At 59.6% G+C, this 14,738-nt stretch carries 10 protein-coding genes; 7 read left to right on the forward strand and 3 right to left on the reverse strand.

From position 1 onward, the window contains the following. On the reverse strand, nt 1–469 hold a 469-nt coding region (locus tag ABDW57_RS27870), incomplete at its 3' end, for an Lrp/AsnC ligand binding domain-containing protein (RefSeq protein WP_343733407.1). A 186-nt stretch (nt 470–655) separates the two neighbouring features. Here ABDW57_RS27870 and putA point away from each other — a divergent pair. Continuing rightward, nucleotides 656–4,309, forward strand: a complete 3,654-nt coding sequence (gene putA, locus ABDW57_RS27875; protein WP_343733398.1) for a trifunctional transcriptional regulator/proline dehydrogenase/L-glutamate gamma-semialdehyde dehydrogenase — start codon at nt 656–658, stop codon at nt 4,307–4,309. Between the two features lie 32 nt (nt 4,310–4,341). On the opposite strand, the gene ABDW57_RS27880 is transcribed toward putA, so the two are convergent. Together ABDW57_RS27880 and ABDW57_RS27885 are read right to left on the reverse strand one after the other, a co-directional pair. Next, a complete protein-coding gene (locus ABDW57_RS27880) occupies nt 4,342–5,028 on the reverse strand; it encodes a 5'-methylthioadenosine/adenosylhomocysteine nucleosidase (RefSeq protein WP_343733399.1) in 687 nt (228 codons plus the stop codon). A 324-nt stretch (nt 5,029–5,352) separates the two neighbouring features. Further along, nucleotides 5,353–8,019, reverse strand: a complete 2,667-nt coding sequence (locus ABDW57_RS27885) for an EAL domain-containing protein (protein WP_343733400.1) — start codon at nt 8,017–8,019, stop codon at nt 5,353–5,355. Nucleotides 8,020–8,413: 394 nt separating this feature from the next. Here ABDW57_RS27885 and ABDW57_RS27890 point away from each other — a divergent pair, with 394 nt between their 5' ends. The 6 genes from ABDW57_RS27890 to ABDW57_RS27915 form a co-directional block, all read left to right on the forward strand. Continuing rightward, nucleotides 8,414–9,451, forward strand: coding sequence for a nitronate monooxygenase (locus ABDW57_RS27890; RefSeq protein ID WP_343733401.1), 1,038 nt, complete (start codon nt 8,414–8,416; stop codon nt 9,449–9,451). Between the two features lie 13 nt (nt 9,452–9,464). Then, entirely contained in the window at nt 9,465–11,081 is a 1,617-nt protein-coding gene (locus ABDW57_RS27895) for a GMC family oxidoreductase N-terminal domain-containing protein (RefSeq protein ID WP_343733402.1), read from the forward strand. Between the two features lie 100 nt (nt 11,082–11,181). Beyond that, entirely contained in the window at nt 11,182–11,952 is a 771-nt protein-coding gene (locus ABDW57_RS27900) for an ABC transporter ATP-binding protein (RefSeq protein WP_343733403.1), read from the forward strand. Continuing rightward, nucleotides 11,952–12,659, forward strand: a complete 708-nt coding sequence (locus ABDW57_RS27905) for an ABC transporter ATP-binding protein (RefSeq protein WP_343733404.1) — start codon at nt 11,952–11,954, stop codon at nt 12,657–12,659. The genes ABDW57_RS27900 and ABDW57_RS27905 overlap by 1 nt, the downstream gene beginning before the upstream one ends. A gap of 25 nt (nt 12,660–12,684) precedes the next feature. Then, nucleotides 12,685–13,881: an ABC transporter substrate-binding protein gene (locus tag ABDW57_RS27910; RefSeq protein ID WP_343733405.1), complete on the forward strand. Its 1,197-nt coding sequence runs from the start codon at nt 12,685–12,687 to the stop codon at nt 13,879–13,881. Nucleotides 13,882–14,010: 129 nt separating this feature from the next. Continuing rightward, a partial coding sequence (locus ABDW57_RS27915) for a branched-chain amino acid ABC transporter permease (protein ID WP_343733406.1) occupies nt 14,011–14,738 on the forward strand: 728 nt, incomplete at its 3' end.

A 14,738-nucleotide genomic window follows, 5' to 3' on the forward strand; every position in this document is an offset into this window, starting at 1 on the left:
ACTTGGTGGTATTCTTCACTTCTTCCATGACTGCGTAGGTGTGCGTCTCGCGCACGCCTTTCTGCAGCAGGGTTTTGCCCAGGAATTCGCGGTAGGCGGCCATGTCCTTGACGCGCGCTTTGACCAGATAGTCGAAGCCGCCGGCAACCATGTGGCATTCCAGCACTTCCGGAATCACCTGGACGCTGTGTTTGAAGGCGTCGAACACTTCGGGCGTGGTGCGATCCAGCACAACCTCGATAAAGACGAGCAGGGAGACATCCAGCAGCTGCGGATTCAGTTGCGCGGTGTAACCCATGATGTACCCGGACTCGTGCAGCTTGCGCACGCGCTCCAGGCAGGCAGCGGGCGACAGGTTCACCCGCGCGGCCAGCTCCACGTTGGAGATACGGCCGTCGCTCTGCAATTCCATCAAGATTTTTTTGCTGATCTTGTCTAACATTTCCGGGAACTCCCAAATAAATATTATTTGGTTAAATTGTCTCACTAAAAACTATCTATTGCTAGTACCTTGTATTATCAGAATTAATCCGGAAGAAATCCCTCTACAATCGAATCATTAGCAGTTCACCAGAAATCACGCCTCGCCAGCCTTGCTGACCGGGCGTGTTTTTGTAGGTGGACCGGCTCAAAAATTTCAATTGAGAGTACCCCCATGCAAGCAGCAACCACCTCCGGTTTCACCCCGTTCGCCGCCCTGCGCGCGGAAGTCCTGCGCGACCCGCTTCCCCTGCGCGCAGCAGTCACCGCAGCCTATCGCAAGGATGAAGTCAGCGCCGTTCAATGGCTGCTCGGCCAGCTGAAAAACCATGACGACGCCAGCCTCCAGCAAGCCCAGCAACTGGCCCATAAACTGGTCAGCTCGGTGCGCGCGGAGCGCACCCGCGCCTCCGGCGTGGACGCCCTGATGCACGAGTTTTCGCTGTCCTCGGACGAGGGTGTAGCGCTGATGTGCCTGGCTGAAGCACTGTTGCGTATTCCCGACAACGCCACCGCCGACCGCCTGATCGCCGACAAAATCAGCAAGGGCGACTGGCGCAAGCACCTGGGCGAGTCGCCCTCGCTGTTCGTCAATGCCGCCACCTGGGGCTTGCTGATCACCGGCAAACTGGTGGGCACCAACAGCGAGGCCGGCCTCGGTTCGGCGCTGACCAAGCTGATCGCCAAAGGCGGCGAGCCGCTGATCCGCAAGGGCGTGGACCTGGCGATGCGCATGCTGGGCAACCAGTTTGTCACCGGCCAGACCATCGATGAAGCGATCAAGAACGGCCAGGCCAACGAGGCGCGCGGCTACCGCTACTCCTACGACATGCTGGGCGAGGCGGCGCTGACCGAGGCCGACGCCAAAAACTACTACGCCTCCTACGAAACCGCCATTCACGCCATCGGCAAGGCCTCGAACGGCCGCGGCATCCGCAACGGCCCGGGCATTTCGGTCAAACTGTCGGCGCTGCACCCGCGCTACAGCCGCGCCCAGCGCGCCCGCGTGATGGAAGAATTGCTGCCACGCGTGCGCCAGCTGGTGCTGCTGGCCAAGCACTACAACATCGGCCTGAACATCGACGCGGAAGAGGCTGACCGCCTGGAACTGTCGCTGGACCTGATGGAAGCGCTGGCGCACGACCAGGAACTGGCCGGTTTCGAAGGCATCGGTTTCGTGGTGCAGGCGTATCAGAAACGCTGCCCGTTCGTGATCGACTACCTGATCGACCTGGCCAGGCGCAGCGGCCGCAAGTTCATGGTGCGCCTGGTCAAAGGCGCTTACTGGGATGCGGAAATCAAGCGCGCCCAGGTGGACGGCATGAGCGGCTATCCAGTCTACACCCGCAAGGTGTATACCGACGTCTCGTATCTGGTGTGCGCGCAAAAACTGCTCGGTGCACAAGGCCTGATTTATCCCCAATTTGCCACCCACAACGCGCAAACCCTGTCGACCATCTACACCTGGGCCAAGCGCGACGGCATCAGCGACTATGAATTCCAGTGCCTGCACGGCATGGGTGAATCGCTGTACGACCAGGTGGTGGGCAAGGACAATCTGGACAAGCCGTGCCGCATCTACGCCCCGGTCGGCACCCACGAAACACTGCTGGCCTACCTGGTGCGCCGCCTGCTGGAAAACGGCGCCAACTCCTCGTTCGTGAACCAGATCGTCGATGAAGCGATTCCGATCGAGTCGCTGCTGCGCGATCCGGTGGCCGCTGCGCGCGAGCAGGGCGGCCTGCCGCATCCGGGCATCGCCCTGCCGCTGGACATGTTCGGCGCCGGGCGCAAGAACTCGGCCGGTTTCGACCTGGCCAATGAAAACGTGCTGCGCGAGCTGGCGGATGCGCTGGCCGCGCCGCGCAGCTGGCACGCCGCGCCGCTGCTGGCCGGTGAACTCAGCGTCGGCCAGCCGCAGCTGAACGTCACCAACCCGGCGCAGCGCAGCGACATCGTCGGCCAGCTGGTGGAAGCCACCGCCGCCGATGTCGAAACCGCGCTCATCAGCGCCAGCAACTTTGCCATGGACTGGCAAACCACCGAGCCATCGGTGCGCGCCGCTGCCCTGACCAAGGCCGCCGACCTGTTCGAGGCCAACGCCATGGAACTGATGACGCTGGCCATCCGCGAAGCCGGCAAATCGCTGCCAAACGCGATTGCCGAGATCCGCGAAGCGGTCGATTTCCTGCGCTACTACGCGGCTGAAGTCAGCGGCGCCACCAACACGCTGGCGCTGGGTCCGGTGACCTGCATCAGCCCGTGGAATTTCCCGCTGGCGATCTTCACCGGCCAGGTGGCGGCATCGCTGGCCGCCGGCAACGTGGTGCTGGCCAAGCCGGCCGAGCAAACCCCGCTGATCGCGCACCGCGCGGTGGAACTGCTGCACCAGGCCGGCATCCCGCGCGCCGCGCTGCAATTCCTGCCGGGCCGCGGCGAGGTGGTGGGGGCGGCGCTGACCGCCGACCAGCGCGTCAAGGGCGTGATCTTCACCGGCTCGACCGAGGTGGCGCAGCTGATCAACCGCACGCTGGCCAAGCGCGCCGTGGCGGAAAACGCCGAGATTCCGCTGATCGCCGAAACCGGCGGCCAGAACGCCATGATCGTCGACTCGTCGGCGCTGCCGGAGCAAGTGGTGCAGGACGCCATTTCGTCGGCCTTCGACAGCGCCGGCCAGCGCTGCTCGGCGCTGCGCGTGCTGTTCCTGCAGGAAGATATCGCCGATAAAACCATCAAAATGCTGAAAGGCGCGATGCTGGAACTGAACGTCGGCACGCCAGACCGCCTGGCAACCGACATCGGCCCGGTGATCGACGCTGAAGCGCAGCAAAACCTGCTGGCCCACATCAACAAGCTGAAAGCGACGGCGGTGAATTACTTCTCGCTGGACCTGCCGGCACATGTGACCAGCGCCGGCACCTTCGTGCCGCCGACCGTGCTGGAAATCCGCTCGCTGGCCGAACTGACGCAGGAAGTGTTCGGCCCGGTCATGCACGTCATCCGCTACAAGCGCGCCGACCTGCCGAAAGTGGTGGAACAGATCAACGCCAGCGGCTTTGGCCTGACCCTGGGCGTGCATTCGCGCATCGATGAAACCATCGACTACATCAGCAGCAACGCCCACGTCGGCAACATTTACATCAACCGCAACATCGTTGGCGCGGTGGTGGGTGTGCAACCGTTTGGCGGCGAAGGCAAATCCGGCACCGGCCCGAAAGCCGGCGGCCCCTTGTACCTGAAACGCCTGCAACGCGGCGCCGCGACCTCGCCGGCACACGCGCGCCAGGCCACGCCGGCGCTGGACGCGCTGGCGGCCTGGGCGAAAATGCACGGTCATGAACGCGTCGCCAGCCTGGCGGAGCAATACAGCCGCGCCACCATGCTGGGCAGCCTGACCACGCTGCCAGGCCCGACCGGCGAACGCAATACGCTGGCGCTGGTGGCCCGTGGCGCGATCGTGTGTGCGGCCGGCTCGCTGCAAGGCTTGCTGAACCAGCTGGCAGCCACGCTGGCCACCGGTAATACCGCGCTGGTGACGGGCGCGGCGGCCAAGCTGCTGCCCCCGGACCTGCCGACGGCCGTGAAAGACCGCATCACGACCGTTTCCAGCCTGGAAAACTGCGAATTCCAGATTGCGCTGGTGGAGTCGATGCTGGCTACCAGCCTGCACGCCCCGCTGGCGGCCCGTAACGGCGCGCTGGTGAGCCTGATCAGCACCAATGAGGAGGCAGCCATCCCGCTGTGGCGTTTGCTTGCTGAGCGCGCTCTATGCGTGAATACGACGGCGGCAGGGGGCAATGCCAGCCTGATGACGCTGCAAGCGTCTTAAAAACGCAAAAAGCCGGGTTCGCCCGGCTTTTTTTACGTCTTGCAGAAGTTTTGAATCACATCAAACGCGTAGCGCGAAGCCACGGTTTTGATGAAATGCATGAAATCAACGGCGGCATCATCGTTGGCGTTGTCTGAAATCGTCCTGATGACGGCAAACGGGATGGCCAGCTCAAAACACACTTGCGCCACTGCGGCGCCTTCCATTTCCACGGCCAGTAAATCCGGCAAATCAGCCTTCAGCGCCTGAATTTGCGCCAGTTTGCCGATAAATTGATCACCGCTGGCAATCAAACCGCGGTGGACACGCGTGACTTGGCGGGCGGCGCCAGCCAATCTTTCCGTCAACGCGACATCGGTGGCAAAGCTGGACAGTCCCGTCAGCGGAATTTCAAACCTTGGAAACAGCGGGCTGGCATCAAAGTCGTGCTGAATCAGCGTATCGGCCACCACGATGTCGCCGACCTTGACGTTTTTATCCCCGCTACCGGCCACGCCGGTGAAAACAATGTGGGTAACTCCGAACTTCTCCACAAGGATGGCAGCTGTCATGGCTGCCGCAACCTTGCCTATACGCGATAAAACGCACACAGCGTCGATTTCCCAGAGTTTTCCGGCGGTGTACTCGCGCATGCCGTGAACGTGCCTGGAAGGGCTCTCAAGGGCTTCTATGAGCCCGTGCTGTTCTTCAGCCAACGCGCTGATGATGCCTAAACGCATATTTTTCCTTGGATGTTGAGGTGCAGCTTGTGGAGATCGCGGGCTTTTTCCACAACGCGTAGCGAAAAAAAGTGAATTTTAAGGCGTTTTTTGTGCTCTGGATGGCTTGCAGATGACGAGTAGCCGCGTAATTCGCGGTTTTAGTTGTTTACAAAAGATTTATATAAACATAGTGGTAGTAGTAAACGTATAAGTAGCTGTGGATAACTCGTGTATACGTTTACAAATCATCTGTTTACCGCGTAAACAACCTGCTGAATAAGCGCTGTATCAGTTCAGGAATAAATTTTGGATAAAATAGGCGCCTGTGGTCAAAGGTGGGCCTTAGTCACAAGTCGTCCTGTGGATATCCAAGATGTTATTCACAGGCGCATGCTGTTTTTGTAGTTGTTTTTCCAATTCTTCGCCTGAAATCGGCTTCGAGAACAGGTATCCCTGCCCCAAATCGCATCCGGCAGCCGTCAAAGCAGACAGTTGTTGAGGCGTTTCTATGCCTTCGGCAATCACTTTGATGCCCAGTTTGTGCGCCATGGCGATAATTGCCTCACAAATCAGCATCCCATCCGCCCCTTGGTTCACAAACGCGGGGTCAATCTTGATGTAGTCGATGCCGAAACGCTTCAAAAACCCCACCGGGCAATGGCCGGAACCAAAATCGTCCAGAGAAAGCTGCATATGGGCATGCTGGAACGCCAGAACACGGTCGGAATTGGCGCTGGCGGTCTCCAGCAAGAGGTTTTCCGTCACTTCGATGATGATGCTGTGTGGGTTCAGTTGCAGTTGCTGCAAAAAATCCAGCCATTCCTGATAGTTGCTGCCGTCGTCGCGGAACTGCCAGGCTGATTTGTTCACGCTGATCTGGAAAGCCGGCGAGCTCACGGTCTGCAATTTCTGCACTTCCAGCGCGGCCTGGTGGAACACCCAGTCGCCCAGTCCGATGATCATGCCGCTGCTTTCCGCCACGCCGATGAATTCTGCCGGGTTCAGCAGACCGCGCACCGGATGCTGCCAGCGCACCAGCGCCTCGGCCTTGACGATGGCGCCAGTCGACAACTCGATAATCGGCTGGTACACGATGCGCAACTGCTCGCGGCCGATGGCTTCGCGCAATTCGTTCACCAGCGTCATGCGCTCGCTCGTGGCTTCCTGCATGAACGGGGCAAAATAATTGAAGCGGTTGCGGCCCTGCTGCTTGGCCGCGTACATGGCCTGATCGGCATTTTTGATTAAAGTTTCAGCATCCGCACCATCTTCCGGATACAAGGTGATGCCGATGCTGCTGGAAATGTGGGCCATATCCTCACCCAAGCGGAACGGCGTGCTCATTTGCTTGAGGATTTCCTGCGCGGTGCGCACCACGTCGCCGGCATTGCGTAACTCGCTGATGATGACGGTGAACTCGTCTCCACCCAGCCGGGCCACGGTATCGGTGCTGCGCACTGAGCCGGCCAATCTGCTGGCCACTTCCTTGAGCAACATGTCGCCCTTGTCGTGGCCCAGGGTGTCGTTGATTTCCTTGAAGTGGTCCAGATCGACAAATACCAGCGCCATCGGCAAGTGCGAGCGGTCGGTTTTTTTCATTTCCAGGCGCAGATGCTCATGGAACATGCGCCGGTTGGGCAGGCCGGTGAGGGCGTCGAAGTTGGCCTGGCGCCAGATCAGTTCTTCGGAGGCTTTTTTTTGCGTGATGTCGCTGAGCAAAGCCACATAGCGGAAGGGATTTCCCTGCTCATCAAACACGGTGTTGACCAACATGGAAACCAGATATTCCTCGCCATCGCGGTTTCGTTGCCACAATTCGCCCTTCCAGTAACCGGTGGTGGTCACGCATTCGAACATGCGGTCGAAGAATTCCTTGTCGTTGCGGTTGGACGCCAGTTCATAGGCGCGATGGCCGACCAGCTGCTTTTCGGTGTAGCCGCTCAGCACAGAAAATGCCGGGTTCACGGTCAGGATTTTGCCTTCGGCGTCGGTCACCATCATGCCTTCGCCGCTGTTCTGGAACAGCAGGGCGGTCAGTTTCAGCGATTCCTCGTTTTTCTTGCGTTCTTTTTCGTTGGCCAGCAGTTGATGTTCCATCTCCCGGCTGGCGTTGTACAAGGTCCGATAGCGTAGTTCGCGTTCTTCCTGGCGCGTGTAAGTGCGCAAGGAAAAATGACCGGCACCCAGCATCAGCAGCAGCAGGATGGCCAGGCCACCGCCGGCTGTCATGTAATTTTTCTGCAGCAGTCGGGCCGATTCGGTGTCGTTACTCCCGACCACGATAATCAGCGGCAATCCATCGATGACGCGGTAGCTGAAAATCCGCGACAAGCCGTCGACCACGCTCACCGTTTTGTAGGTGCCGGAATTGGCTTTCCGCACATTGTCAAACAAGGCGGTAGGACTGAGATCGCGGCCGAAGGCCTGGTCAAAATTCGGCACGCGGGCAATGATTTTTCCACCGCCATGCACCAGCGCGATCGATACGTCCGAATCGAAACGCGAATTTTCAAACACTTTGACGTAGCGCTCGACATTGAGCGGCGCCACCACGACGCCTAGGAATTCGCCTTTTGCCGTTTCCACCCGGCGGCTTAGGAAAAACAGCCTTTTCTTGCTGACTTTAACCATGGCAGGTTCGCCGATGAAAAGCTTGCCCATGTGGGCATTGTCGAGGTGGGCTTTGAAGTAGTCGCGGTCGGCATAGGCGTTGCCAACGATGGGCGTGTTGGTCGAGGTAGCGACGCCGTTGCCATTGGCGTCGATAAACGTGATCCAGTAATCGCTGTCAAAGCTCGATCCACGCGAAGAAAGCAGTTCCGCCATGGTCTGTGGCGAGCGGCTTTGCCTGGCAGGCAGCACTTTGATGGCGTTGGCAAAGCCGATCAGCGATAAATCCACGGATTGAATCGAGTAAATCACGTGCGCTTCCATCGCTTTCACGTAATGCTCGGTCTGGGACTGGAGAGAAAGCTGGCGTTCGATGTAGGAAGAACGCAATTGGCTCACAACAACGGCAATGGCAAGGGATGCCATCAGAAAAAGGCCGGTGATCAAACGTCGCCGAAACCGCAAATATGCAGGCGACCGGGGTTTTTTGCGGTGTGAGGACAAAACGACTCCGGCAGAGGCTGTTTGTTTGCAAAGTCAGTATATCGGTTTACTCTAAAGACGTAGATATAAAAATAGTGGTAGTTGTTAACACCGGCACTTTTCTGTGGATAAGTACACCTTTTAGATTAGAATCAGGCGTTTACGGCCTGCATAAACCGGCGCGTAAACCTTGTATGAGCGTAGAACTGTTTTGGGATAAAAAAAAACGTCCCAAACATCCGGTTGTTTACTCACATTTGGCGCCTGTGGATATCCATATGGTTATCCACAGGCGTAAACAGGGGTATCGATGACGTTAGCTTCCATTTTTCCGCATCCGATCATTCAGGGGCCGACCGCTGGCGGTTTCAATACGCCGGCGCAGGTGGCGGCGGTGTCCAATGCTGGGGCGCTGGGTTCGCTGGCGTGTTGCCTGCTGTCGCCAGATGCGATCGGCGCTCAGACTGCCCAGATCCGGACGCTTACTGACCGGCCTTTTTGCCTGAATTTCTTCGCCCAGGACACGCCCAAGCCCTCTGCGGCTGAGGTCGAGCAGGCCAAGGCATGGCTGCAACCTTACTGGTCATCCTTCGGCTGGACGGAATTGCCGACGCCGGCCAAGTGGTGTGAAGATTTCTCCGCCCAGTTTGAAACGTTGATCGAATTGCGGCCGGCCGTGGCGAGTTTTACGGTTGGCATCCTGAGCGTGCAGCAAATCCAGCGCTTGCACGAGGCAGGCATTTTCGTGATCGGCACGGTTACGCATGTGGATGAAGCCGTGGCCTGGGAAAGCAGGGGCGCCGATGCCGTGATTGCCTCCGGTGTGGAGTCGGGCGGCCATCGCGGCACGTTTATCGGCGCGCAGGAAGATGCCAAACTCGGCACGTTTGAGCTGCTGCCGGCAGTGGTGGCGGCGGTGAATATTCCAGTGATCGCGGCCGGCGGCATCATGGATGGGGCCGATATTAAACGTGCCGTGAATGCGGGTGCGCAAGCGGTACAAATGGGCACGGCATTCCTGGTCACCGACGAAGCCACCGTCAACCCGGCCTACAAGCAGCGGTTGCTGACCGCCGGCGACCATCCAACTCGCCTGACCCGGGCTTTTTCCGGCCGCTCTGCGCGCGGTCTGGAAAATCGCTTCATGCGCGAAATGGCATCTATCGAGCATCAATTGCCGCCATATCCAGTTCAAAATGCACTAACTTCGCCCATTCGCGCGGAAGCGGCCAAACGTGGCGAGAGCGAGCTGATGTCGTTGTGGTGCGGTACCGGTGTGGCGCGTGCGCGGCCGATGCCGGCGGCGAAACTGGTGCAGACTTTGCTGGCGGAGATCAGCGCACAATAACTCAGGAGGCGGTTTGGAATCAGCAGGTAGCTACGATTACATCATCATCGGCGCCGGCTCAGCCGGCTGTGTGTTGGCCAACCGGCTCAGTGCCGACAAAGACAAGGAAGTCTTGCTGATCGAGGCCGGCGGCCGTGACGATTATGTGTGGATACACATCCCGGTCGGCTATTTGCACTGCATCGATAATCCCCGCACCGACTGGAAGTTCCGCACCGAGGCCGATCCCGGCCTGGGCGGCCGCAGCTTGCTATACCCGCGCGGCAAAGTGCTCGGCGGCAGCTCCTCCATCAACGGCATGATCTACATGCGCGGCCAGGCCGGTGATTATGACCGCTGGGCCGCCCTCACCGGCGATGATAGCTGGCGCTGGGAGGCGGTGCTGCCGCTGTTCAAGAAGAGCGAGGATTACCACGGCGGCGCATCGGAATTCCATGGCGCGGGCGGCCTGTGGCGGGTGGAAAAACAACGCTTGTCGTGGCAAATCCTGGATGCGTTCCGCGACGCCGCGGAACAGGTCGGCATCCAGAAAGTGGACGATTTCAACCGCGGCGACAATGCCGGCTGCAGCTATTTCGAAGTCAATCAAAAACGCGGCATCCGCTGGAACACGGCCAAGGCATTTTTGAAGCCGGCCGCGCGCCGGCCGAATCTGACCATCATGACCGGCTGCCACGTGGAACGTTTGCAGATTGAAAATGGCGTGTGCAAAGGTGTGATTTTCACCGGCGGCGGCACCCGGTATCTTGCCAGCGCCCGCAAGGAAACCCTGCTGGCGGCAGGCGCCGTTGGCAGTCCGCAGATTTTGCAATGCTCCGGCATCGGCCCGGCGCAGCGCTTGCATGAGCTTGGCATCACGCCGCTGGTTGACTTGCCGGGCGTCGGCGAAAACCTGCAAGATCATTTGCAACTGCGCATGGTCTACAAGGTTGGCAGACCAGCCCGCACGCTGAACACGATGGCGTCCAACTGGTTCGGCAAGATGAAAATCGGCCTGGAATATGCGTTGTTCCAGAGCGGGCCAATGTCGATGGCGCCGTCGCAGCTGGGCGCATTCGCGCGCTCGAACCCCAATGAGCAGACGCCGAATTTGCAGTACCACGTGCAACCGCTGTCGCTGGAGAAATTCGGCGATCCTTTGCACACTTTCCCCGCCTTTACGGCCAGCGTGTGCAACCTGCGGCCGACCTCGCGCGGCCATGTGCGCATCGCCAGCGCCGATCCCTACGCCCCGCCCAAGATCTCGCCGATGTACCTGAGCACGCCGGAAGACCGCAAGGTTGCGGCCGAAGCGCTGACGCTCACGCGCGACATCGTTGCCGCGCCGGCGCTGCAACAGTACGCACCGGAAGAGTACAAGCCCGGCATTCACTACCGCACGGAAGATGAATTGGCCGAGGCCGCCGGCGCCATCGGCACCACGATTTTCCATCCGGTCGGCACCTGCAAGATGGGCCGCGCCGACGATCACAGCGCCGTGGTCGATGGCCAGCTGCGCGTGAAAGGCGTGGCCGGCTTGCGTGTCGTGGATGCGTCCGTCATGCCCTTCATCACTTCCGGAAACACCAATTCCCCCACGATCATGATTGCGGAAAAAGCAGCACAACTGGTCAAAAGCGTCGTGTTCTAGATCAAAAACCAACCGTAGTTATACTGTATTGTTAGCTAATTTGTTACTGTGTATGATCTAAAAAACTTTAGTACTTTGAAAAGAATAACAAGGAGACAGGATGTCCGACGTTATCTTGGAAACAAAGAACTTGACCAAGGAATTCAAGGGTTTTACCGCGGTCAATGATGTAAATCTTAAAGTTCAACGCGGGCACATCCACGCGCTGATTGGTCCCAACGGGGCCGGCAAGACCACATGCTTCAATTTGTTGACCAAGTTCCTGGTGCCCACCTCCGGCCAGATCCTGTTCAACGGCAATGACATCACGCCCGCCAGGCCGGCGCAGATTGCCCGCATGGGCGTGATCCGGTCGTTCCAGATTTCCGCTGTCTTTCCGCACCTGACGGTGCTGCAGAATGTCCGCATCGGCCTGCAGCGCCAGCTTGGCACCAGTTTCTTTTTCTGGCAAAGCGAGCGCGCGCTGAACAAGTTGAACGAGCGCGCCATGCAGCTGCTGGCCGAGGTCGATCTGACCGGATTCGCCGACACCATCACGGTCGATATGCCTTACGGCCGCAAGCGCGCGCTGGAAATCGCCACCACCCTGGCGATGGAACCGGAGCTGATGCTGCTGGATGAACCGACCCAGGGCATGGGCCACGAAGACGTGCACCGCGTGACTGAGCTGATCAAAAAAGTCTCGGCCGGCCGCACCATTCTGATGGTCGAACACAATATGAAAGTGGTGTCCGGCATCTGCGACAAAATCTCCGTGCTGCAGCGCGGCGCCATGCTGGCCGAAGGCACGTACGCCGAGGTCTCGGCCAACCCGCAAGTGATGGAAGCCTATATGGGTACGGAAGCCAACGTGCTGGAAGGAGCGCACTGATGACGGCCGCTCTGGAAATCGCGAACCTGCAGGCGTGGTACGGCGAATCGCACATCCTGCACAACGTCAACATGACGGTGCAGCCGGGCGAAGTGGTGACGCTGCTTGGCCGTAACGGCGCCGGCCGCACCACCACGCTGCGCGCCATCATGGGCCTGACCGGCGCGCGCAAGGGCTCGATCAAGGTCAACGGCCAGGAAGCGATCGGCTTGCAGACGCACAAAATCGCCCACCTCGGCATCGGCTATTGCCCGGAAGAGCGCGGCATTTTCTCCTCGCTGTCGACCGAGGAAAACCTGATGCTGCCGCCGCATCTGAACGGCGCGGACAAGGGCATGTCGGTGGCGGAAATTTACCAGATGTTCCCCAATCTGGCGGAGCGCAAGCACAGCCAGGGCACCCGCCTGTCGGGCGGCGAGCAGCAGATGCTGGCGGTGGCGCGCATCCTGCGCACTGGCGCGCGCCTGCTGCTGCTGGATGAAATCTCGGAAGGCCTGGCGCCAGTGATTGTGCAGGGCCTGGCGCGCATGATCACGACCCTGAAATCCAAGGGCTACACCATCGTCATGGTGGAACAGAATTTCCGGTTTGCCGCGCCGCTGGCCGACCGGTTTTATGTGATGGAACACGGTCAGATTGTGGAGACCTTTGTTGCATCTGAGTTGAGCGCCAAGATGCCGGTGTTGAACGAGCTTCTCGGTGTTTAAGAACGACAATCTGAAGGAGACGACAATGAAAATCAAAGCTATCACCCTCGCAGCCGCAGCGTGTGCATCCTTCGCCGCCCACGCGCAAATTTCGGGCGACACCGTCAAGATCGGCTTCATCACGGATATGTCCGGCCTGTACACGGACATCGACGGCGCCGGCGGCGCCGAAGCCATCAAGATGGCGATTGCCGATGCCGGCGGCAATATCAACGGCAAGAAAATCGAATTCATCTCGGCCGACCACCAGAACAAGGCCGACATCGCCGCCTCCAAGGCGCGCGAGTGGTTTGACCAGCAGGGCGTGGACTTGCTGATCGGCGGCACCAACTCGGGCGCCAACCTGGCCATGGCCAAGATCGCCGCCGAGAAGAAAAAAGTCTTCATCTCGATCGGCGCCGGCTCGGCCCGCCTGACCAATGAGGAATGCACGCCGTACACGATACACTACGCCTACGACACCATCGCGCTGGCGCGCGGCACCGGCGGCGCGATCGTGAAGCAGGGCGGCAAGAACTGGTATTTCATGACTGCCGACTATGCCTTCGGCCAGTCGCTGGAAAAAGACACGGCGGAGGTGGTGAAGGCGGGCGGCGGCAAGGTGCTGGGCGCGGTGAAACATCCGCTGTCGGCCTCGGACTTCTCGTCCTTCCTGCTGCAGGCGCAGTCGTCGGGCGCGCAGATCCTCGGCCTGGCTAATGCCGGCGGCGACGCCATCAACTCGATCAAGGCGGCCAACGAGTTTGGCATCACCAAGAAGATGAAGCTGGCCGGCCTGCTGATCTTCATCAACGACGTCCACTCGCTGGGCCTGAACCTGACGCAGGGCATGTACCTGACCGACGGCTGGTACTGGGACGCCAATCCGGAAACCCGCGAGTGGTCGAAGCGCTATTTCTCCAAGATGAAGAAAGAGCCGTCGATGCTGCAGGCCGCCGACTTCTCGGCCGCCAGCAATTACCTGAAAGCAGTGAAGGCGGTCGGCACCGATGATGCCGACAAGGTGATTGCCTACCTCAAGGCCAACAAGATCAACGACATGTTCGCCAAGAACGGCGTGATCCGTCCGGACGGCCGCATGGTGCACGATATGTATCTGATGGAAGTGAAGAAGCCATCGGAATCGAAGTACCCATGGGACTACTACAAGGTGGTCGCCACCATTCCAGGCGACCAGGCCTACGCCACCAAGGCGGAAACCAAGTGCAGCCTGTGGAAATAAGCTGAGTTATCCCCACCCCCGTCATTCCGGCGTAGGCCGGAATCCATAGAGCGCTGGCCAAGACGCTCAACATGGATTCCGGCCTGCGCCGGAATGACGGCTCCACCGACAACTGAATTACGGATTCCCATGGAAATCTTCGGCGTTCCTTTGCCCGCGATGATGAGCCAGTTATTGCTGGGGCTGGTCAACGGCTCGTTCTACGCGATGCTGTCGCTCGGCCTGGCGGTGATCTTCGGCCTGCTCAATGTGATTAACTTCTCTCACGGCGCGCTGTACATGCTGGGCGCCTTCCTGGCGTGGATGGGCATCGAGTATGCCGGCCTCAACTACTGGGCCATGCTGATCATCGCGCCGCTGCTGGTGGGTGCCTTCGGCATCCTCATCGAGAAGACCATGCTGCGGCACCTGTACAAGCTGGACCATCTGTACGGCCTGCTGCTGACCTTTGGCATCACGCTGCTGGTGGAAGGCGTGTTCCGCTCGTTCTACGGTGTCTCCGGGCAACCGTTCCAGGTGCCGGAAGCGCTGGCCGGCGCGACCGACCTCGGCTTCATGGTGATGCCGAACTACCGCGCGTGGGTGGTGATCGCCTCGCTGGCGGTCTGCCTGTCGACCTGGTTCGTGATCGAGAAGACCAAACTGGGCGCCTACCTGCGCGCCGGCACCGAGAATCCCAAGCTGGTCGAAGCCTTTGGCATCAACGTGCCGCTGATGGTGACCCTGACCTATGGCTTCGGCGTCGCTTTGGCGGGCTTTGCAGGCGTTTTGGCGGCCCCAATCATCCAGGTGCAGCCCCTGATGGGGCAGAACCTGATTATCGTCGTATTCGCCGTTGTGGTGATCGGCGGCATGGG

The sequence above is a fragment of the Duganella sp. genome (genome assembly GCF_039595735.1).
In the GTDB taxonomy this organism is placed as follows: Bacteria; Pseudomonadota; Gammaproteobacteria; order Burkholderiales; family Burkholderiaceae_D; genus Rugamonas.

Bases quoted from the DNA above. Each gene is read 5' to 3' on its own strand.
- ABDW57_RS27890 (WP_343733401.1), top strand. From the start codon at position 8,414: ATGACGTTAGCTTCCATTTTTCCGCATCCGATCATTCAGGGGCCGACC.
- ABDW57_RS27900 (WP_343733403.1), top strand. From the start codon at position 11,182: ATGTCCGACGTTATCTTGGAAACAAAGAACTTGACCAAGGAATTCAAG.
- ABDW57_RS27910 (WP_343733405.1), top strand. From the start codon at position 12,685: ATGAAAATCAAAGCTATCACCCTCGCAGCCGCAGCGTGTGCATCCTTC.
- ABDW57_RS27905 (WP_343733404.1), top strand. From the start codon at position 11,952: ATGACGGCCGCTCTGGAAATCGCGAACCTGCAGGCGTGGTACGGCGAA.
- ABDW57_RS27880 (WP_343733399.1), bottom strand. From the start codon at position 5,028: ATGCGTTTAGGCATCATCAGCGCGTTGGCTGAAGAACAGCACGGGCTC.
- putA (WP_343733398.1), top strand. From the start codon at position 656: ATGCAAGCAGCAACCACCTCCGGTTTCACCCCGTTCGCCGCCCTGCGC.